The organism is Fibrobacter sp. UWB3 (genome assembly GCF_002210405.1).
GTDB lineage: Bacteria > Fibrobacterota > Fibrobacteria > Fibrobacterales > Fibrobacteraceae > Fibrobacter.
This window is the reverse complement of record NZ_MWQJ01000001.1, coordinates 439,358-461,711: the sequence shown is the minus strand read 5'-3', so window position 1 is coordinate 461,711 and position 22,354 is coordinate 439,358. Positions and strand designations below refer to the sequence as shown.

The following is a 22,354-nucleotide window of genomic DNA, read 5'->3' as shown; positions in this document are numbered from 1 at the left end:
TGGAGTGAAATTTGTCGTAGCAAAAGGAGCATAAGGTTATTATGTGGTTTGGCAAATTAAGTCTTAAAGTGGCGGCCTTAGCCTTGGTCGGTGCGGTTTCATCCATGGCTCAGGCACCGATGGATATCAGTGCAGACGACTGGAATTACCTGGCAAAGTTCAAACTTTGGGGTACAAAAGGTATCGAAACCTATAACAGACCTGAATTTTATGATTCAAGGTTTTACAATCATGAGAAAGAAAGCGATTTTAGCGGTTATAATGATGTAGACCCCGATACTCTTGGTTGGGTGGGTACTGCTAAAGGTGACTTGAAGACGGATGAAAAAGGATGGTTTGACGGCCCTATTATTGTGGGTGGTTCTGTTTCTGTTCCTGCCTATGCCGCTGAACGTAGAGCTTATCTTTTGACCGGTCCTATTCGTACTACGAGTGGAATTAGTAATGCTAGGTCTAGAGGTACCGTGTGCCAGGGAACCAATAAATCGGGGGCTTGTGCTAATGTTCCTGAAATTCGACCGAATTTGAGTGTTCCGAAACTGACTGGCGCGAATTTGTCGGGTTCTTTTAATGTTAGTGGTCGAACTATTCTTAATATCAGTAACTATTGCGCTGAAAACCAGGTTTGTGATATCTTTTTTGATTCTATCAATTTTGGTAATGATAGCCGATTGGTTGTTCAAATGCCTGATGGTGGACAGCCGACTCGTATTTTTGTAAATAAGCTTAATTTTGGTACTCAACCAGAAATTGTTGTGAACTATGGTAAAGGTGATTTAACTGCGAAAGAGTATCGTGGCAATTTATTGTTTTATGTTAATGGTAATATTAATTTTACCGAAACTAATGATCGTCCTATCATGGGTACATTTGTTAGTAAAGGTAAAATAACATTGAAGTGTAATGTTATTTTTGCGGGACAGTTTATCGCAGACGAAATCTATGTTGGTAATGAAGTTCGTGCTGAGAACTTTGTCTTTGTACCGTTTAACGAAAAAATTGAACTTGAAATTTTGGATGAAAAGTCGAAGAAAATCGTAGAAAGTGATACTTGGGTAACGATGAAAGTTGGCTTAAGTGATGCTGCGAAAAAAAATGTGTCTTTTAGTTATTGCTTTGCTTTCCACTCTAAAGATGGCGTTCATGGAAAATATGCTGGACATGCTGATGTTGGAGCTAAGGATGCCTCTCATGCATTCCCGATTTGCGGAGAAAGCAAAGTTAAGGTTACAATTCCAGCAGGTGAGAAAGAAACCGATAAGATTTATATCAAGCCTTTGAAAGATGGCTTGGTTGAAGATGACGAAGCCCTCTGGTTCCAAATTTCTGATTTGGAAGGTGCTAAGTTAACGTCTGAATATGAAACTGGTAAAGGATATAAAATTTACATTGTAAGTAATGATAAGGTCCCGACTGTTAAGACTGCACTTACTTTTGATGTTAACGAAGATGAAAAGCATACGTTTACTAAGGCTGAATTCCAATTCCAGCATGCAACGCAGGAATTCGCTTCTGTTATCATAACGAGCCTTCCGAATAAGGGCTCCTTGGTTTTGAATGGTACAAAGCTTACCTCTGCGGGGGCGGGTATAACGGTTGCCGTCAAGGATCTTGGGAAGCTTACATACCAGGCTGCTGCTAATGAATTTGGAAATAAGTATGCAACTTTCAAGTACAAAGTTGTTGGTGATGGTGTTGAAGGCGGTAACACGTCTGGTGAATATACGGCTACAGTGAATGTTATCCCGGTCAATGACAAGCCGACTGTTGCTGATGCGGTGTTTACTGTGAACGAGTTGGACCATGTTGTTGCTGGTGGCCCGATTGTCGTTACAGACGTTTCTAATGAAAGAAATGATGCAGATACTTATACCTATAAGCTGGTTAATGTCTCGGGTAGTGATTATGCTGCATTCAACAGCCTGTTTGAAATCAGCAAATTGAGCAATCAGAATGCTACGATCAAGGTCAAGAACAATGCTGTGATTAATTACAGCCAAAAGAACAAGTATGTTGTTTATGCTACTGTTACGGATGATGCTGCTACAGAAACAAAGACTGTGAATGGTCCGCAGACGTCTGCTCAGTTCAAAATTACGGTTACGATTAAAAACGAAAATGATTCTCCGACTATTAGAGATACAACTTTTACGATAGCCGAAAAGCAGTCTAATGGAAAAATCTGGCCGGCTGGTACGAGCGTGGGCAAGGTCACTGCAAGTGACCCTGACGGTGATCCTTTGACCTTTAGCATCATAACTCCGAATGTTCCGTTTAAGTTTAGTTCTAACGAACTTGTTATTAAGGATGGTAGCGTACTTGATCATGAAACTACTCCGACTTATACTTTGAAGGTCCAGGTTACGGATGGTGAATTTAAAGCTACGGCTACGGTTACCGTGATTGTTGCGGATGTTAATGAAGGCCCTGAAGGACTGGTTTTGCTGAACGAATATTCTGTCAATGAAAATACGGATGAACATCCTGCGGTTACATCTATTGGTACGTTTACGGTCTTTGACCCTGATGCTGGTGACGTCTTGTCTTATTCCTTGACGGGAGTCTTGACAGGAGCCGTTGATGCTACAATCTCCAAAAAGAATTTGTCAGATATCTTTGTACTTAAGGAAACTAAAAATGCCAATGGCACAAGAACGGTGGCTATCAATGTAAAGAATGGCGCTTTGCTTGATTACGAAAAACTCTTCAATAAGAATAAGGGCAATGCAATGTATCAGGCTAAGGTTACAGTCAAGGATGCTGCTGGTCTTTCCGTTTCTAAGACGACGAATATCGCCGTTAAGGATGTTAATGAAAAGGTTTCTGCAAAGGGTGGAACGTTTGTTTTGAATGAACATTCTCCGATTGGAAGCCCTGTTTGTGCCGAACCATATAAAGATGATGAAAATAATCCGTTGGATTGCGGTAAAGTCGCTCGTGTAGAAGGCTCTGATCTTGACATCTATTCTAATGACGATGTCTATTCCAATAATGACACGTTTAACAAGTTAACATACCAGATTATTCCGAGTAAAAATACAGGAACTGATTATACAAAGTTTACCGTTAACAGAAATACGGGTGCCTTGTTCACTAACGATGAATTCGATTATGAATCTGGTAAGCATCAGTTTACGTTTGTTGTGACTGTTTCTGATGGTGAAGGACTTACAGCAGATGCTAAAGTTGTTGTAAATATTGATAATATTCAAGAACCTACAATTTCGATAGAATATGAAGGGAATGTTACCGTTAAAGAATATGCTCCAAACGGTACATCTGCAGGAGCAACTGTTGTTGACTTTTTGAAAATTCTTGAAGATATAAAGGCTGAAAACGATGAAATCAGAGAAAATCTCGAAAAAATTAAGGGAAAGGTTAGCTTCAAGATAAATCAGGAAGCTTCTGCTAATGCAAATGGGGTTTTTGCTATCACCACGACTGCGGGTAAAGCTATTGTCAAAGTAAAGGACCCGACAAAACTGAATTTCGAAGCCCTTTATTCTAAGGATAAAACTAAGGATAAAACGACATTTAAGGTTGTTGTAGTTGCTTCTGGAGAAGATGCTAACGGATTTGACGTAGAAGTTCCTATTACCATGGGAATTACTGTAACCGATGTCAATGAAGAACCTGAAATTACGAATACAGCTCCGCTATCTGTGCCTGAATCGTACACGAATGAGGATGGTGAGTTTGGTAAAGTAACTGCAACTGATCAGGATAACGCCTATGGAACGCTGCATCCTTGGGGCTTCAACAAGTTGACTTATAAGGTTGAAGAAGTTCTTGCTGTTGATGGTAGCACGGAGTTCCCGTTTGAACTTAATCCCAATACGGGGGTATTTACGGTTGCTGACGGTCAGAAACTTGATTATACCAAGCAGAATCAGTATAAGTGCATTGTGAAGGTTGTAGACAATCCGAAGCTCTTTGATGATGATGGAAATCTTGTTTATCCGGCTCAACCAGCTACAAAAACAATTGTTATTAATGTTACGGATGTCAATAGACCTTCTGAATTCAAGGTGCTGACGAACCCGTACGAAGTTGAAGAAAATGTAGATAAAGGCACTGCATTGGAAGGCAAGCAGATTGTCGTCTATGACGAAGATGATGCTGACCTTGATAAATTGACGATTACCATAACGGATAACAATGCTACTACAGCTCGTGATGCTGCAAAGCTTTTCGAAGTTGTTCAGGTGGGTAAAACCGACGAGACCACTCATTTGAGCACGTTTGTTATCAAGACAAAGGCTGGTATCAATTACGAAGACCTTTATGATGAATCGAAATCTGAAGCTGCGTTCGATATCACTTTGACTATTGTTGATACTGAAACAAGAATAAAATATCCGCAGCAAGATACGAGAATTCAGATTATTGACGTGAACGAAGCTCCTGCATTTGCAAAGACTTCGTATACATTCACGGTTGCTGAAAATGTTGCTAAGGAAACGTCTTTGGGCGTTGCAAAAGCAACGGACCCGGATTATTACAATACAAGGTTTAATACTCTGTACTTCTCGCTTGAAGGAGACGAAGCTGCTCCGTTCGATATCAATGGTAGCACAGGTGAAATCACGGTCTCCAAGTCTGCTAAGCTTGATTACGAAGTCAAGAAAATTTATGAATTCTATGCCGTTGTGACGGATAAGAAGTTCACAAAAAAAGTTCCTGTAACGGTTAATGTTACGGATGTCGAGGAAGTTCCGGTATTCCCTGTTGTTCCTGAATTGGCTGTTGATGAAAACTCTGCTACAGGGACTAAGGTTGGTGTTGTAACTGCCGATGATGATGATTGCAAGAATAGTAATACCTGCAAAAAGCCGACTTATACGCTTGAGGCTACTGACGTTGCCGCTGATGACTACAAGTCGTTCTCTATCGATAAAACTACGGGAACCATCAAGGTTAACGGAGACTTGAACTTTGAAAAGAAGGACGAATATTCTGTTCGCGTTGTTGCTACAGATGGTGATGATCCGACACTTACTTCTTATGTCGATGTTACGATTAAGATTAATGATGTGAACGATAAGCCGACTTACGCAGAAAGTGAATATGTATTCGAAGTACATGAAAATGCTCCGATTGGTGAATTCATTGGCTCTGTTGTTGCCGAAGATGAAGATACATGGAGCGAACTCACGTATGCACTTTCGGATTATGAAGATAATTCCAAGGATGCGGCAGCCTTTAAGATTGTTGATGGTAAGATCTATTTGAATTCGAGTTCTTTGAACTTCGAAAAGAAGAAACAGTATCAGATTGTGGCGAAGGCTACGGATAATGGTAAATCCTATGGCGCAACAATCGGAAGAACGGACTTTGAAAATTACACTGCTACAACACTTGTAACCATCAATCTCATTGACGATCCGGATGATCCTGTTATTGAGGATGATGGCAAGAAGAGTTATGGTGTTGAAGAGAATACTGTTGATGGCAATACTCCGACAGGTAAGGAAATTGCATGCTACTTGGTCAAGGACGAAGACAAGGGTCAACTTGCTACTCTCGTTGCTTATGTAACTGATATTGGCAATACGGATGCAGACCGCATATTTGATGCCAAGATGAAGGGCAATAGTCTCTGCCTTATTGTGAAGGACGCTTCAAAGCTCAATTACGAAACGAATAAGCATGTTCACAAAATCACTGTAGAAGTGATGGATGCCGACAATCGTACTGCCAAGGTTGAAAAGACCGTCAACATTGTTGATGTGAACGAAATGCCGATTATTTCGGGTAACAAGACATTCTCGTTCTATGAAAACAAGGGTGAAGGTTATGTTGTAGGCAGGCTTTATCCTGATGACATCGACACTTCTAAGGCATTCACAAATAACGTGTTTAAAGCTATTGGCGGCGATACGGATCTGTTTACGATTACCGAAGATGGCAAGATCAAGGCAAAACGCGACTTTGACTATGAAACTGAAAAGCGTCATACGTTCGAATTGGAAATTTCTCTGTCCGATAAGGATTCCAAGAAGTATCTGAAGTTGACTACTTCGACAACGGTTTCTATTACACTCAAGGATATGCCGGAATTCCCGGAAATCACGAGTACGGAATTCGATGTCGACGAAAATTCTGAAGGCGGAACGCTTATCGGAGTCCTTGAAGCTGTTGACCCGGACGGTGATACTGAATTCCTGTTCGCTCTTGCTGAAGACAATCCGTATGTGTCTGTATATACGACCGGTGAAATCAAGGTTCTCCCGGGTGCCAAGATTGACTATGAAAAGACTCAGAAGTTTACAATCTTGGTGAGTGTCACGGATATGGATGGCATGTCTTCTGAAAAGGAAATTGTCATCAAGGTCAATGACTTGAATGAAGCTCCGAAGATTAAGCCGCAGGAATTCACGTTCCCGGAAGATTCCAAGCCTGGAACCAAGAAGGGCCCGGTCAAGGCTGACGATCCGGATACGAAGAATCCGAAGTTCAATGACTTGAAGTTCTATCCTGTTGAGGAAAATGATAAGTTCGAAATCAAGCCGAATGGTGATATTGTCTTGAAGAGCGAACTCGATTATGAAAAAGAAAAGTCCTATGTTGTCAAGGTCTATGTCACTGACGGTGAATTCAATGACACTACGGATGTGACGATTAAGGTTGGCAACGTTGTTGAAAAAGCCGAAGTCGAGATTACTCGTGTTGAAACTGGCAAGTCTGTTTATATCAAGCCGACTCCTAAGGATACGATCTTTACGAATAAGGATCTCGTCTCGGTGGAATGGAAGCAGGAAGGCAAGACGAAGTCTAGTATTGATACTCTGAAGAGTGAAGGCTGCCACGAAATTGTTAAGACATATAAGGACCCGAGTAAGGATCTCGCTGGTTCTGATACGGTTGTCGTGTGCTATAGCACAGCTGCCCCGATTGTCGATATCGGTGCCAAGAAGACGACGGTCGAAGCTGACAATATCTATACGATTGTCGAAAAGGTCGATAAGAAGGACTCTACAATTTATGTGAACAGCAAGTCTAAGGACGTCCAGGTTTCTGTGCAGGATTCTGCATCTGGAATCAAGAACTCCAAGAGCACTGTTGAGGTTAAGCTGGATACGGTTGCCATATCGGATAAGACTATAAAGAATATGGTGGATGTATCCAAGTCCGAAATCGCACTTGAAAAGAATCCGAAGACTGATGTTTATGAAACCCCGATTGGCGATAAGACCAAGATCTCTTACGACAAGGTTGTCGATGGCGATACGGTAACGGTTTCTTACCTCGTTGACGAAGATGGCGATATTGTTAAGACTACTGTTTATGACGAAAATGGTAAGAAGAAGACCATTGAAGTCATTGAAGTGTCTACGGTTATCGAAGTTAAGGGCAAGGAAGTTACTGTTTCTTACAAGGCCGATGCCGAAACAGGCAATATTTTGTACGGTGACTCCGAAGGCAACTTGATGTTTGATACTCCGAAGAGCTCTTCTAGCAAGGATTCTAAGGACAATAGCGCTGTTGACCTGAAAACTGGTGTCGGTGCATTTACCGTGACTTACGATGCTCAGGGTGTCGAAGGCAATAAGACCACTGTCTCTTACGTCGTTGACGAAAAGGGCAAGATTGTTGCTAACGAAGAAGGTGACAGAGGCTATCTCGTGACCTACACCTATACCAACAAGTATGGCAACTCTGCTGAAAAGTCCGTGTTCATGGTGCTCGACAGGATTGCTCCGAAGGTTATTATCAGATCTCCGAAGAAGGATGCTGTGGTTTACGCAAACTACGTCGATGTTGACTGGTGCATTGCCTACGATGGCGACGAAGACAATTGCGTTACTCAGGATACCTTGAATTTCCAGAGCCTTAACAAGGGTATGAATACCATTAAGCGTATTTATCGCGATAAGGCCGGTAATGAAACCGTTACTGAAGTTAGCGTCTTGATGAAGAAGGCTAAGGATGTCGATATCGAACTCGAAAAGCCGATGGTTCTTGTCTCGATTGACTCGGTGAACAAGTACTATGACATTAACCCGCCTGAAAAGGATCAGACATTCGCTGTTAGCATCTTGAATCCGAGTACCCAGAAGGAAATGGAAGTTATTAAGGGCTTTAGCGATGATAACAAGAAGGGCTCGGGTGATGAACCGTATCCTGGTTACGATGGACATCTCGGTCCGACGATCGATATCAAGATGAAGTTGCCGCTTGTCAGCGCTGTTGGTGGTCTCTCCACTTTGGATGATATCATCATCAACGGTAACATGGTGCCTTTGGATGGTGTCGATGCAGACAATAGTCCTAACAAGGTCTCTGTAGAAAAGTATGTTGAAAAGTACTGTTCTACGGAATTCCAGACGGAATTGGAAAAGAACCACAATGACTATAGCAAGGCTAACCTCTACTCCACAAAGGCTCACGTCACGCTGTGGTTCTACACGACTGGCGGTCAGTTCGTTGACAAGTACAGCTTCGATTACAAGATCAATGACCCTGATTATGTGGACAAGTCTGGTCTCGTGAAGTTCTTCTTCGAAATGAAGCCGGATATGAATGGCGAATTGAGGGATGCTGATGGACGTCTCTACGGTACGGGTCCGTACATCGTAAAGACTGAAGTTGAACTCCGTTCCAAGCTTCGCTGCGTAGTTCCGCCGGTGGATGGAAATGCCAAGATTGGCGATGTGCTGAAGTCTAGCGACGAAATGATGAAGCGCTTCGGTTACAGACGCCCGGTGGTTCGCGGAAACGAAAAGTCCTCTTCTTCTAAGAAGGATTCTAAAAAAGGATCTTCTTCAAAGAAGAAAAAGTAAGGCGTAAAGCTTAGATTCAAATCCCGGTCCATCGACCGGGATTTCTATTTTTGTACAAAAAAGAGGTTATTACATGGGTATCGAAGAACGTTCTACTTTAGTATTTGCTAGTGGCGTCGGCCGGATTAAAGAAGAAAAGCCCAAGGCGAGCCGACCGCAGGGCGATGGAATCGTACGAATAACTCTGAAACGCCTTGGGGGCGGTAAGATGGCGAGTGTTGTTTCTGGCATCCCCGTAGACGAAGATGAACTTAAGGATTTGGCCCGTGCGTTGAAGCAAAAGTGCGGTGTTGGCGGTTCCGTTAAGGATTTCAATATTGAAATCCAGGGCGATAAGCGAAATGTGTTAAAGGCTGAACTAGAAAAAAAAGGTTATACCGTCAAGCTTGCTGGCGGGTAATGTGTTTTGTGTCATCTTCTATAAAACTTCTTCACAAATTTTTTGCAAAAAAAGTAAATTTCTTGTAAGAAAAATAAATAGAGAGGTCTTATGTTTAAGCATCTGTCTTTGTCTTGTTTGCTACTTGCAATGGTTGTTCCGGTGAGTGTTTCTGCTGCAAAGGTTGGGACCACTCGAACTGTTATACCGGTTGCAGAAAAGAGTAAAGGTAGCTGTGATGACGATGCCAAGTGGAAGTCGGCTAGTGGCAAAATTGATAGCAAAGATTGCTTTAGAACGAGTAATGAGGGCTCCATTGAATTGCAGTTGAATGGTGACAAGAGCATTCTCACGATTGAGGAAAATTCCACTGTCCGTATCGATACCCTTGTGGAGCAAGATGAAGATGGCTTTTTCAAGATTAAAACCAATATCCAAAAGGGATATATGGGTTTTAATGTCGAAAAGAAAAACAGGGTACATTTCTCTACTGGAACGGCAGCCGCTTCGATTCGTGGTACGAATGGAGCTATTGGCGGTAACCAGACGACTATGTTTGCCGGTCTTAAGAATGGTTTTTTGTGGGTGAGTGACACGCTTACAGGGGATTCTCTTGTTATCAGCGATGGTGAAACTGTAATTGGCAAGGGGCAGTTTGCTGTATTGAAACTCAAGTCCTCGGGAGATATTAATTTTGCAAAAATCCTGAATGAACTTATTGCGGATTCGACGTTGTCTTTGGAAGATCTGAAGGCAGCCGCTATTTCTGCTGATTCTGCTTATCAGGAATCGCTTGCGGCAAAGGCTTCTGCTCAGACTCCTGCTACAGAGGTCGAGGACGCTGCGTTGAAGGTGCCGCAAATAAAGTATTCCTCTTATGATTCTTTGCGCTGTGTTGCAAACGTTACTGTGTCAGATGTGCAGAAAGGGACCGAAGCCCGTGTGTCTGCCGTGATGGACGGAACTCCGATTTCTGAGGTCAGCGTAAAGCGCAACATGCCGAAGCACCTTGCACTTCGTAGCGGAGTTCATGAATATGAATTTGTTGTAGAAAATGATGCCGGCCGCAATAGCGTGAAAAAGACTTTGGGCTGCTATCCTATGAAGCCTTTCTCTGTCAAGGTTTTTGGCAAAAAGTATGAGTTTTTGCCGATCCCGCCAGCACCTCCGGGAGCAGAAGACGTCATTATGCAGACTTTGCATTTCCAGATTCGAGTGCCGGAATACGATCCGAGTTTCTTGAATAAAGTTACTGTCCGTCAGGATGGCAAGGTTATTTTGCAGGAACGTTTATCGCAAATCCAGAACCTGGATTACCAGATTCCTGTGGAATTGAAGCGTGATCACAAGAACCGCTTTGATATTGAAGTCATCCATAAGAGCGGTTTTGCTGTCAAGACGACCAAGGTCTATGAGGTGGGCAAATGATTTTTAGGGGACTTGCTCTAGCTACTGTTGCTGTAATTCCTGCTTTGGCTCAGGATTCGTCGTGGACTGTAAATGGTTCTGTTGGTGCTGAGTTTGGTTTTCATTCCGTCGTGACGGAAAAGAATGATTCCAATGAAGTTTTTGTGAATGGCAAGGATTCTATTTTGCCAGGCAAGAAGTACAAAAACTATTTCCAGGTGCCTGGTGTTTTTGGAGCCTGGAATGCGTTTGTGCAGATGGAATCCCCGATGGGGCAGAAGATTGAATTTACGATGGATGTATCCCATGACAAGTGGAATTACTTTGATCCAAAGTTTGTTCAAATTTCGTATGAAGATCGCTTGCAAAAGTTGATTTTGGGCGACTTTTATGTTTCCAAAGGTGATTTGTATTTAGCTGGCGTTGATGTCTTTGGCGCTAGCTATGATTTTAATTTGAATTTGAACAAGTCCGTTGATCCGTTACTTGTCTTTAGCGTTTTTGGTGGCGAAAATCGCGCTCCAAAATTGCCTGGAGAAAAAGACCCGGACCAGTACAACAGGTACATTGGTCTTGATGAAGTCGAAGCTCAAAAGATGCTGATTGGCGGTAAGGTTCTTTGGAATGCTTCCGAAAATTTTGATGCTACTGTAGGCTTTATTGGCAGTAAGGATTATCTGGAAGAGCCGTATTTCCGAGATGGAATTTCGAGAAACGTCAATCTCTCGAATCCCATGTTCTCATCGAAGACGTTCTTTGGCGAAGTGAATGGCAAGGTCCTTGGTGGTCGTGGCACGTATAATGTGCAGCTCGGCTTTGGTGGTGCAGATACGGTGAATGTTGTTGCTCACCGTGCTGTGAATTCCGTTTTTGAGGAGGCTGGACTTGACGTGTCTCGCTTTGCGCAGTTGCGCCGCCTGATGAACAATTCTTCACTTGTAAACTATATGAGTCGCGATGAACTGGAACTCATCTTTGGCGACAATATGGATATGAGTGTAGATGATATGCGAAGTGAACTCAAGCGCGTGTTGAAAGATGCTCAGAGCGCCCTGAAAAAATATCGCGATGAAAAGAGTGATGATCCGACGGAATGGTCTGCGCAGAATCTTGCGTTGTCCGGCTCTTACAACTGGAAGCATAAATCGACGAATGTTGATGCTTATTTCCGCTTTGTCGGTCGTGATTATTACAGCGCTGGTTCTCCGGACCTTTTGCAGAATTCTCGTCAGTTTGGCGCTAAAATAGAACAGGATATTCAAGATTTCTGGAAGTTGAATTTTGGGTATGAATTGAATATCGAAAATGCATCAGGTGAAGATGATACATATAACGTATTTGGTTTTGCCGAAGGTTCTGAACTTGGGCTTTTGCCGGGCGCCGATGAGGACTGGTTGAAAAAGCATGAACAGGATGCTTCGAGAACGCTTTATATTCACGACTTTAATTTGAAGAATACGTTTAAGGTACGTGATTCTATCGAGGTTGTTGCCCGCTATGCTCTCAACTACCGCACTCGCAGTACACCTCAGAGATTGCATGGCAATTATTTTGCATCCTCGGGAATTTATTCTGATTCCTGGTTTGATGTGCAAAAAGGAAAGCCGACGGTTGATGTGATATCCGATGACGATACGATCAAGATTGACTCTGCGCGATGGGCTAAGTATGCAGCCCTGCAAGACGAACCGTATCTCGCAACTCAGTTCGAAGAACGTTTGCTGAAGCACACCATTGAACTTGCAGCTACGTTTAGATTCCCCAAGAATGTACTGAAGGTCGGAGGTGTATGGACGTACCGTACGGATTTGTCCAAGTTCAATCAGGATGACCTGTTGGATGGTTTTGATTTCTCTGATGAAACTTATGGGATCCTTGGATATTATTTCCACGGTGGCGATTACTTTGATGCCCGCTATCCGATTTCCTTGACGACAACGCTTGACCGTGTGCGCAATACGGTTTCTGTGACGCCGAGATTCCGAATTTATAATCGCAATGAAATGAGCGAATTTGAATGGAATCTCATGGACAATGCAACGATTAAGTTGAAGCCAGGTTTCCTTGACTTGATGTTGCATGGTAGCATCCGTCAGAACTTCATGAGTCGTGAAGAAAATGGTCAGGATGTGGACGAAATGGAAATGGATTTGGATCTCTCGGCGGGAGCAAAATTCCAGTTGACCGAAAAGCTTAGCACGGAATGCACGCTTGGTGCTTTCTTTAACTATCGTCCGGATAATGCTTCTGAAGATTACAGAGACATTTACGGCAGTGTTTCCGTCAATTACGATTTCTAGTTATGCATATCGGTTGTCATTTGTCCTCTTCGGGTGGCTTCTTGGCGATGGGCGAGACCGCCCTTTCCATTGGTGCCGATACATTCCAGTTCTTTACGCGTAATCCGCGTGGCGGTACCGCAAAGCCTTTTGACAAGGCCGATGCCGAAGCTTTGAATACGTTTATGGATGCGCATGACTTTGCCCCGATTTTGGCTCATGCGCCTTACACGCTCAATGCTTGTGCTGCGGATCCGTCGTTGAGGCAATATGCACAGGACGTGATGAAAGATGACTTGTTCCGCATGGACCATTTCCCTCGTGCGATGTATAACTTTCATCCGGGCAGTCACGTAAAGCAAGGTGTTGAGGTCGGAATTGAACTCATTGCGCAGCATCTGAACTGCATTTTGCATAAGGATCTCAAGACGAAGGTGCTGTTGGAGACGATGGCGGGGAAGGGTAGCGAAGTTGGCCGTACTTTTGAGGAATTGCGTGCGATTATAGACCGCGTAGAACTCGCTGAAAAGCTTGGCGTCTGCTTGGATACTTGCCACGTTTTCGATGGCGGTTACGATATCGTGAATCACCTGGATGATGTGCTTGAAGAATTTGACAAGGTGATAGGGCTGAAGCGCTTATGCGCGATTCACTTGAACGACAGCAAGAATCCGATGGGTAGCCATAAGGACCGTCATGAAGTCATTGGTGGCGGAAATATCGGGCTTGAAGCGCTTGTGAATGTCGTGAATCATCCGGCGTTGAAGGGGCTTCCGTTCTATTTGGAGACTCCGAACGAGCTGCCTGGCTATGCCGCAGAAATCGCTTTGATGCGTAGCCGGGAACGCTAATAATGGTTCAACGTCTATCGCAAAAAAAAGAAAATTTTTAGCCTTAATGCCTTGACAAAAGAATAAAAAACATCTATATTTGGACCCGTCGATGCTTCATAGCTCAGTTGGTAGAGCCCGCGACTGTTAATCGCGTTGTCCTTGGTTCGAGTCCAAGTGAAGCAGCTCAAAACCCTCGATCGGAAGATCGGGGGTTTTGTGTTTTTGTGCAAGATAACGAAAAATGAATAAAAGCGAAAAATGCGCGCAATCCCCTTGACAAAAGAATAGAAAACGTCTATATTTGTGCCCGTCGATGCTTCATAGCTCAGTTGGTAGAGCCCGCGACTGTTAATCGCGTTGTCCTTGGTTCGAGTCCAAGTGAAGCAGCTCAAAACCCTCGATCGAAAGATCGGGGGTTTTGTGTTTTTTGTTTAAAAACATCATGGCGGACTCCTGTGCTGAGCATCGTCGAAGCATGGTCTGCCATCTCCCGCATTAGTTGCAAAAATCCCGGGCGGTGGAACCGTCCGGGATGAATTTTAAGATTTGGGCTGATTGCGCGTTTAGCAGATTGCGCATTGGCAAATCGCGCGAATTATCTGCTTAGGGCTGTCCAGCGCTTTTTGAAGCGGGGCTCATCGATAATCTTGCCCCAGATGAATCCGCGTCGGACACTTTCCCTGCTTATCGAGCGCACAACGGTGCGCTTGTTGATCGGGTCTGCAATCTCGCTAGGATCAACTGAATAGCCGTTTTCGATGTCGCTTCGGCGTGCAGCTTCTGCAGCCTCTTCACGGGCCTTGCGGGCACGTTCCTCGAGGATTTTCAGCTGGTTCTGCTTATCGCTTGCTGCCGTTGATGCGCTTGGCTTGGGTGTGGTTGTTGATGCTTGGGCAAAAACTTCCGCTTTCTGCTCGTGCGCTAGCAAGTTGTTGAGTTCGTCGATGTCTTGCACGAGAACGTCGTATGCGCCATCTCCCATATCGTGGCCGATAATGCGGTGTTGCTGAAGTTCGTGGATGAGCTCGATAGCGCGAGCTTCGGACACTTCGAATTCGATCTTGAGGTAGTCGATATCGACGATGCCTTGCTGTACGATATCCTCGGCGACTTCACGCATGGTCACCTGGTCGCCCAGGCGATGGTAGTTCTCGGGAATGGGCGGCGGCATGGGCGATTCCATCGTCCCTTGTGCGGCTTCGCGCTGTGCTTCTTCGAACTGCTTGATGTACTCTTGCAGTTTTCGATTTGCAGAAGGCGACTGCTCAAGAGAGGGTTCCTCGCTTTCGTCGAATTCCTCGTTTTCGGTTTCATCGGAATCTTCGTGGAGTTGCTTCTCTTCAAGAGCTTTTTTCTTAGCATTAGCTCTTTTGATAAGCGCGTCGATGACGAAAATCGCAATGAATATGAGTAATGATTCCATGGGCTAGACCCTTCTGGTCAAATTACTTGCTTGCTTCCGGTGCAGAACCGATTTCTTTACGCATCTGCGTGTCGGCTTCGATGTTCTTGAGGTTGTAGTAGTCCATCACGCCGAGCTTTCCGTCGCGGAGGGCGGTTGCCATAGCCATCGGGATCTGGGCTTCGGCTTCGACGAGCTTTGCCTTCATTTCCATCACCTTTGCCTTCATTTCCTGTTCGGCGGCGAATGCCATGGCGCGGCGTTCTTCGGCCTTTGCCTGAGCAATCTTCTTGTCGGCTTCGGCACGGTCGGTTTCAAGGATAGCACCGATGTTCTGGCCCACGTCCACATCAGCAATGTCGATGGAGAGGATTTCGAATGCAGTACCTGCGTCAAGGCCGGAGGCGAGCACCTTCTTGGAAATCATGTTCGGGTTTTCGAGCACTTCCTTGTGGCTTTGTGCAGAACCGATGGAGGACACGATGCCTTCGCCAACGCGGGCGACGACCGTTTCTTCGCCGGCACCACCGACGAGCTTCTGGATGCTGGCGCGCACGGTGATACGGGTAATGGCGTGGAGCTGGATACCATCGAGAGCAACAGCGGAAACCTTCGGAGTTTCAATGACCTTCGGGTTCACGGACATCTGCACGGCTTCGAGCACGTTACGGCCAGCAAGGTCGATAGCGGCTGCTTCCTTGAAGTCGAGCTTGATGTTTGCCTTGTTGGCGGCGATGAGTGCCTGGATCACGCGGAGCACGTTACCGCGGGAAAGGTAGTGGGCTTCGAGCAAGTTTGTATCGACGGGAAGGCCAGCCTTGCAGCTGAGGATTCGAGCTTCCACAATGACCTGCGGCGGCACTTTACGGAGGCGCATACCGATGAGCTGGAAGATGCTCACGTTTGCCTTGGAGAACAAGGCCTGGAGCCAGAGGCTAAAGAACTTGCCGATAAAGGCGAGAACGATGATGACGACGATGGCGGCAATGATAATGCCAACGGTAAGAAGTGTATCCATTTGTTTTTCTCCAAGTTAGTTGTTTTTGTTTTAAATTTTTTGTCATGCCTGTTTTTTCTTGTCATGCCCGCCACCGAGCTCTTTGATCACTTAGTGCTTTGACGCTTTGCGTCAGCATCTTCGGCTCAATCATGACAGTCTGCAAGCAGCCTGTCGCGACACTCGCCTTGAATGCAACTAGCACTTATGTGAGCATGATCCGCGTATGGGGAGGGCATCTCCTTTTATTTATTGGATAGGAGATCCCCGCCTACGCGGGGATGACACGAGAAACCCATATATGACCTTCCTGTATTGCTTCTATCTTGACGTTTTCGCCGGCCTCGATGATTTCTCCGTGAGTCTGCACGTCAAAAAGCTTGGTGCTTCCGTCCGGCATGGTAAAGCTTGCTTGGCCTACAGGGCGAAGGAACGTTTTGGCGGTTCCGACAGTGCCGATGGCGACTTCTTGCACAGCTTCGGTCGGGGAAACGGCTGTTTCCATGTCGGTCTTGAGCATCGGAGTCCAGCCTTCGGGTAAAAGCGGAATCAGGTACTTGCTTGCGGCAATCGGGATGATGAGTGCAATTGCTGCACTCCCGAGAACAAAGAATAGCCCAAATAGCCATGGGGTTGCATCGAATGTCGTTTCGACGGCTTCAGGGACGTATTCCGGGATGTTTGCTGTGTCAAAGCTCATGATAAGTGCGATAATCATGCAGGCGATGCCGCCAATGCCAAACAGGAACGTGCCCGGCATGACGAATATCTCGACTAAGAACAGGATCACGCCCGCGACAAGCAGGATGGCCGGGATGTAGCCGTCGAGCTGCGGTGCGAACTGTCCGAAGAATACGATGCCGATAAGGATAATGCCGATAATGCCGAACATCCCGAATCCAGGCGTCTTGAATTCAATATAGAGGGCTCCGAATCCGAGAATCAGGAGAATGCCAGAGATGGCGGCGATGGCGCTTGCAATTTTCTCGCCGGTGTTCGTCTCGACTTCGCTTTTGCGTTCGATAGCAAGCTTTGTTTCAAAGTCTTCGCGGCTCTTGAATGTGCCTCTAGAAAAGCCGAATTCTTCGGCTTCCTTGTCGGTCATGGTTAAGAGTTCGCCTTCTTTCACGAGAATCTTGGGCGAGCCCCAGAACTTCTTTTCGGTGCTGTCCATGACGGCGAATTTTTTGCCTTCGATAATGAGAGTCGTGTCGCGCTGTGTCGGCAAGTCCTTATCGAGTGTGGCGGTGAGTTCGAGTACCTCGAGTTCCGGCGTCACAAACGAGGAGGCGAGGAGCTCTGGGTAGTTGTTGCGCTGGGCGAGGTTTCTGAACTTCGCGCGGAGCGGGGACTGGATCTTTTCACCGACGATTTGCGGAGTGCCGTCGCCACCTTGCACAATCGGGGCGCAGTCGCCAATGGTTGTGGCTTCGAGCATGTAGAGGCGCTTGCAGGCTAGAGCAATGAGCGAGCCTGCGCTTATAGCCTTCTTTTTCACAAGAGCAATCGTTTCGGGGCCCTTGACCGCCATGATGGTATCGACGAGGTCGAATGCGGCATCGAGGCGACCGCCAAACGTGTTTATTTCAAAGACGATGTAGTCCGGTTTCTTTTCAAGAGCCTCTCCAATAGCACGGGCGCAGAATTCGTACATGGCGGGGTCGACGTCGCCTTCCAGTTTTATCCAAACGGCCTGCTTTTTAGGGGCTTTAATCTCGGCTTTTGCGGTATCGACCACAGTTGTCGTGTCGGCAAACGTAAATGAGGCTAAAAATGCTAAAAGGAGAATTAATTTCGGTAATATTTTCATATCGTCAATGTATAAAGATTTGTTTTCGTATGGACACATTTTTGTGAAAAAAAGCACGTTTTTGCAGAAAACTAGTACAAAAGCATTTATTTTTTTGAAATTTCCCGTCAAAACGTGTTTTCAAAATGTATAATATACTTGGAAATGTTACAAAAAACTTATGAACAATAATTTTTTTAAAAGAAATCTAATTGTATCGCTGCTACTTGTTGCGTTTTTGTTTATTGTAACAAACGTTTCTTTTTTGTACATAAACAGGCAGGCGATTGACGATAGCTGGGACTCCCTTGACGAAGTTGCCTATGCTTCTGAAGCGAAAATTGGATTTTTGGGACGTTCTCTGTTGAGCGCCTTGTCCAATATTTCGACTGTGGTGGGGATGGAAGAGAATCTCCTGTCTGAAAACATGATTCGTTTGATTCGCGGATCCCGTATTGGTCCTCTGGTTTCTGTGGTTCGCTTGTATTTGCCCGATGGTCATATTATTGCAGACCATGCGGTCGTTTTTGATTCCTCGTACATAGAGAACTATCAAAAAATCGTATCTCCAAAGCCGTATATTTCGAAAGTCGGCCGCGATGTTGTTCATTCCGAAAATATTGTGTTTGAACAGATGGTGCCTGTCCGCCGTAGGGGTCAGGTGGTGGCTATGCTTTCTGCGGTTTCCGAAATCAAGCCGTTATATGGCTATGTTGCATCAAATGCGTTCAAGGGTAAAGTTTCTCTGATTGTGGTTGACCGTCGAGATGGGTCTTTTGTTGTCGAAAAAACGGGAAAATGGAAGAACTTTAACGAGTTTGTTAGGACGATTAAGTCTAAGAAAGGGTATTCTGTAGATGAGTGGGCGGCAACCGTGATGAAGGGGGAATCTGCGCATTTGGCGTATGAGGAAACTTCCTCGGATGATGCTAAGCTTTTGGTTGCGCTCCCTTTGTTTGGCGGTAGCTGGACTCAACTTTTGTATGTCAATGAAAATATCGCCTTTGCGCGCGTGGATAAAATCCGCAAGTTCTATATCGGAATTTCGGCAATTGAACTTCTCGTGATTCTTTTGTACTTGCTGCGCACGGTGTGGAATGCTCGCCGCATGGCCGAGGCCGAAAGTAACGAGTATTCCGAAATTGCCGATGCCTTGAGCGGAACTTACGAATGCATTTTCTACGTGAACGTTCTGGACGATACATTTGACACGTTCCATTCCGACAGGCTTATGGATAAGCTACACGAAGAGGTTCACGGAAAGGACTTCTTCTTTGAATCGATATCGAGCTTGCGTCATAATCTTTATGAAGACGATCTTGAAGTTGTCATGCACTTTATGGAAAAGGGTTCCTTCTTAAAACGTCTTGAAGAAAATCCAAGTGCATCTGTAGAGTACAGGCTTGTCATTGATGGAAATCCACAGTTCTATCGAATGAAGGCGATTAAGTCCAGCAAAGATGAAAACCATGTCATTGTTGCTGTGGAAAATATTGATTCTGAAGTCAACAAGGCTATTGCCCAGCGTCAGGAAATGGACCGCAACAACAGGGTGATTGAATCTCTGGCTTCGGACTTTGATTTTGTGAACTACGTAACGCTTGGCGAAGATTCTTCTTCGGACTTTGTTGTGACGTACCGCGCCAGTTCTGTGCTCTTGAAAGCGATTCCGGGCTGGTCTTCGGAAAAGAGCTTTGCCAAGAGAATGAATTTGTTGCTCAAGTATCTTGTCTGTGATTCTGACAAAAATCAGTTCCAGAAGCAGACGAGTCGCGATCGCCTTGTCTCGACGTTGAAGAACGAATCGGTGATTCATGTCAACTTCAAGATCAAGCTTGAAGGTAAGGAAGTCTGCTACCAGATGAAGATTATTGCCGACAAGGATGAAATCGGCAATCTCAAGGGTATCGTTTTTGGTCTGCACAGTGTCGATGAAGAAATCAAGAAGCAGATGGAAATCCAGTCGAACCTGAAGCAGAACCTTGAAATTATCGACATTCTTTCGGAAGACTATTCGTCACTCTTCTACTTCAATCTTGTCGATGACACAAGCGGAGTCCTTGCTGTTCGTGAGGATATTAGGGCTGCTTTTAAGGATCCTTTTGCCAACTGCGAAAGGCTGGAAGATGTCTTTAAGGCGTTTGTCCTGAATATGGCGCACCCGGATGACCGTGAAAAGCTTATCGGGCTTGCTTCTAGAGAGTATGTGGCCGGACAGCTTATGCACCAGAAGCGCCTGACTATTGTATTTAGGCACCTCTATGGTACAGAATACAAGTATACGCGTCTTGTATTTGCCAAGGCAGAACCTGTCGATGTTCCGCCAAAGCTTATCGCTGTTGGCTTTGTCGAAGTGGATGCCCAGTACCGTGCAGAAACGGAACACCAGGAAAATATTGAACGCATTATGAGCCTTTCGGACCAGTATGAAGTCGTGTTCGATGTCAATATCGATACGGGCTTGTTTAGCGTTTCGTTAACAGGCGGAAAGTTCAAGGATGTCGTTAATGAAGAGACTGGAGAAGGCGTTGACTTCTTTAAGGACAGGGTGAAGGATGTTCGCAAGATTGTCTATAAGGACGATGTTGATTCCGTGCTCTCTTCGCTTAATCGCGATACCGTAATTGCTCGCTTGCAACACGATAACTCCTTCTTCCTGGATTATCGTCGAGTGACTAATGAAGGGCTCAAATGGTACCGTATGAAGGTGACCAAGATGGGCGACTGGTCTAAGTCTCGTCGAGTGCTTGTGGGACTTTTCAATAACGATGTCGTTTACCGCAAGGAAATGGCGCAGCAGGCAGCTCTTGAACAGGCGCTTGAAATGGCTAAGTCTGCATCGCGTGCAAAGACGATGTTCCTCAACAACATGAGCCATGATATCCGCACTCCGATGAATGCTATTATTGGTTATACGGAACTGGCGACCATGCACATTGGCAACAAGGAACAGGTCAAGGGATTCCTCGGAAAGATTGAACTTTCGTCGAACCATCTGCTTTCGCTTATCAACGATGTGCTTGACATGAGTCGTATTGAATCGGGCAAGCTTAACTTGAACGCAAAGCCTGAACGCCTGCCCGATATTGTTCATACGCTCAAGGATATTGTACAGGCGGATATCAATGCCAAGAAGTTGCAGTTCTTTGCCAATAGCATAGGCATTCACAATGAAGACGTTGTCTGTGATAGGCTCCGTTTGAACCAGGTTCTTCTGAACGTGATTTCTAATGCTATCAAGTACACGCCGACGGGTGGTTCTATTTGGTTCTCCGTGGAACAGAAGGAATCTCCGGAACCGGGCTTTGGGGCTTATGAATTTAGGATCAAAGACTCAGGCATTGGCATGAGTGAAGATTTCTTGCCGAAGATTTATGATGCCTTTACGCGTGTGAACTCCTCGACGGTTTCTGGTATTCAGGGAACGGGTCTTGGCATGGCGATTACAAAGAACATCGTCGATATGATGAAGGGTTCCATTGATATCAAGAGCAAGGTAGACGAGGGAACCGATGTCGTTATCGACTTTAAGTTCAAGCTTGCTGGGACTAAGCAGGAATCGTCTCGCATCAAGGAACTGGAAGGCAAGAGAGTTCTTGTCATTGATGATGATGTGGATTGTGCTAAGAGCATTCCTCAGATCTTTAAGGAGCTTGGTATCGAAGCGGATTGTTGCTATTCTGGCGCTGACGCTTTGGAACATGTAAAAGCTGAAAAAGCTAATGGTCGTTTGTATGATGCGTTCCTCGTGGACTGGCGCATGCCGAACATGGATGGCATGAAGACGACACAGATGCTTCGCGAATTGTTGGGGAATGATATCCTCGTGATTGTGATGTCGGCTTATGAATGGTCGGATATAGAGGACAAGGCAACGGAAGTCGGAATTCACAACTTTGTAAGTAAACCGGTGTTCCCGTCGGATGCCCGAGATTCGTTGATGCGTAGCTTTGGGCTTCTGCAGGCGGAAACTCCAGTTTCGGATAAGAAGTTCTCTTTCAACGGCAAAAAAGTGCTGCTTGTCGATGATAACGAACTGAACCGTGAAATCGCTCAGGAAATCTTGGAAGACTGTGGCATTCAGGTGGCTACGGCTTGCGATGGCGAAAAGGCTGTGGAGTACATGAAAAATGTACAGCCGGGCGCCTGCGACTTGATCTTGATGGATGTCCAGATGCCGATTATGGATGGTTACGAGGCAACGCGACTTATCCGTAAGCTCGATAACAAGATTGCGGCGGATATTCCGATTATTGCTATGACGGCAAACGCGTTTGCTGATGACCAGCAGGCGGCTTTGGATGCCGGCATGAACGAGCATGTGGCAAAACCCGTGAACGTCAATAAGTTGAAGGAAGTTCTGTCAAGATTCTTGTAGAGCAGTAAGACAAGGGCTTGGAAAATTGACTGGATCCTTCACTATCGTTCAGGATGACGATTGTGTTGACGTCATTCTGACCCTGAAAGGGGAAGAATCCAGTTAAA

General features: G+C 45.3%; 9 protein-coding genes and 2 tRNA genes. 8 read left to right on the top strand and 3 right to left on the bottom strand.

Annotated elements, in window-relative coordinates; translation table 11 throughout:
* Positions 1-41 precede the first annotated feature (41 nt).
* From B7991_RS01885 to B7991_RS01855, 7 genes are all read left to right on the top strand, one after another.
* Positions 42-8,783, top strand: coding sequence for a cadherin repeat domain-containing protein (locus B7991_RS01885; protein ID WP_088629330.1), 8,742 nt, complete (start codon positions 42-44; stop codon positions 8,781-8,783).
* 73 nt (positions 8,784-8,856) lie between these two features.
* Entirely contained in the window at positions 8,857-9,183 is a 327-nt protein-coding gene (locus B7991_RS01880) for a stress response translation initiation inhibitor YciH (RefSeq protein ID WP_088629329.1), read from the top strand.
* Positions 9,184-9,273: 90 nt separating this feature from the next.
* Positions 9,274-10,590 (top strand): FecR domain-containing protein, encoded by a 1,317-nt coding sequence (locus B7991_RS01875; RefSeq protein ID WP_088629328.1) that lies wholly within the window; start codon positions 9,274-9,276, stop codon positions 10,588-10,590.
* The gene (locus B7991_RS01870) at positions 10,587-12,869 is read left to right on the top strand and encodes a hypothetical protein (protein ID WP_088629327.1); all 2,283 of its coding nucleotides are present in this window, start codon (positions 10,587-10,589) and stop codon (positions 12,867-12,869) included. Before B7991_RS01875 ends, B7991_RS01870 begins: the two co-directional genes overlap by 4 nt.
* Before the next feature lie 2 nt (positions 12,870-12,871).
* Entirely contained in the window at positions 12,872-13,699 is an 828-nt protein-coding gene (locus B7991_RS01865; protein ID WP_088629326.1) for a deoxyribonuclease IV, read from the top strand.
* Positions 13,700-13,791: 92 nt separating this feature from the next.
* A tRNA-Asn gene (locus tag B7991_RS01860) sits at positions 13,792-13,864 on the top strand.
* A 131-nt stretch (positions 13,865-13,995) separates the two neighbouring features.
* Positions 13,996-14,068: transfer RNA gene (locus B7991_RS01855), tRNA-Asn, on the top strand.
* 208 nt (positions 14,069-14,276) lie between these two features.
* Here B7991_RS01855 and B7991_RS01850 read toward each other — a convergent pair.
* From B7991_RS01850 to B7991_RS01840, 3 genes are all read right to left on the bottom strand, one after another.
* Positions 14,277-15,104, bottom strand: a complete 828-nt coding sequence (locus B7991_RS01850) for a hypothetical protein (protein ID WP_088629325.1) — start codon at positions 15,102-15,104, stop codon at positions 14,277-14,279.
* Between the two features lie 22 nt (positions 15,105-15,126).
* On the bottom strand, positions 15,127-16,101 hold the full coding sequence (gene floA, locus B7991_RS01845) for a flotillin-like protein FloA (RefSeq protein WP_088629324.1): 975 nt from the start codon (positions 16,099-16,101) through the stop codon (positions 15,127-15,129).
* A 250-nt stretch (positions 16,102-16,351) separates the two neighbouring features.
* Positions 16,352-17,890, bottom strand: a complete 1,539-nt coding sequence (locus B7991_RS01840) for a nodulation protein NfeD (protein ID WP_088629457.1) — start codon at positions 17,888-17,890, stop codon at positions 16,352-16,354.
* A gap of 217 nt (positions 17,891-18,107) precedes the next feature.
* Here B7991_RS01840 and B7991_RS01835 point away from each other — a divergent pair, with 217 nt between their 5' ends.
* A complete protein-coding gene (locus B7991_RS01835) occupies positions 18,108-22,247 on the top strand; it encodes a response regulator (protein WP_254917805.1) in 4,140 nt (1,379 codons plus the stop codon).
* Positions 22,248-22,354 lie beyond the last annotated feature (107 nt).

Excerpts from the sequence above, each read along its gene's own strand:
- B7991_RS01880 (WP_088629329.1), top strand. The coding sequence starts at position 8,857 with ATGGGTATCGAAGAACGTTCTACTTTAGTATTTGCTAGTGGCGTCGGC.
- B7991_RS01885 (WP_088629330.1), top strand. The coding sequence starts at position 42 with ATGTGGTTTGGCAAATTAAGTCTTAAAGTGGCGGCCTTAGCCTTGGTC.
- B7991_RS01870 (WP_088629327.1), top strand. The coding sequence starts at position 10,587 with ATGATTTTTAGGGGACTTGCTCTAGCTACTGTTGCTGTAATTCCTGCT.
- B7991_RS01865 (WP_088629326.1), top strand. The coding sequence starts at position 12,872 with ATGCATATCGGTTGTCATTTGTCCTCTTCGGGTGGCTTCTTGGCGATG.
- floA (WP_088629324.1), bottom strand. The coding sequence starts at position 16,101 with ATGGATACACTTCTTACCGTTGGCATTATCATTGCCGCCATCGTCGTC.
- B7991_RS01840 (WP_088629457.1), bottom strand. The coding sequence starts at position 17,890 with ATGAAAATATTACCGAAATTAATTCTCCTTTTAGCATTTTTAGCCTCA.
- B7991_RS01875 (WP_088629328.1), top strand. The coding sequence starts at position 9,274 with ATGTTTAAGCATCTGTCTTTGTCTTGTTTGCTACTTGCAATGGTTGTT.
- B7991_RS01850 (WP_088629325.1), bottom strand. The coding sequence starts at position 15,104 with ATGGAATCATTACTCATATTCATTGCGATTTTCGTCATCGACGCGCTT.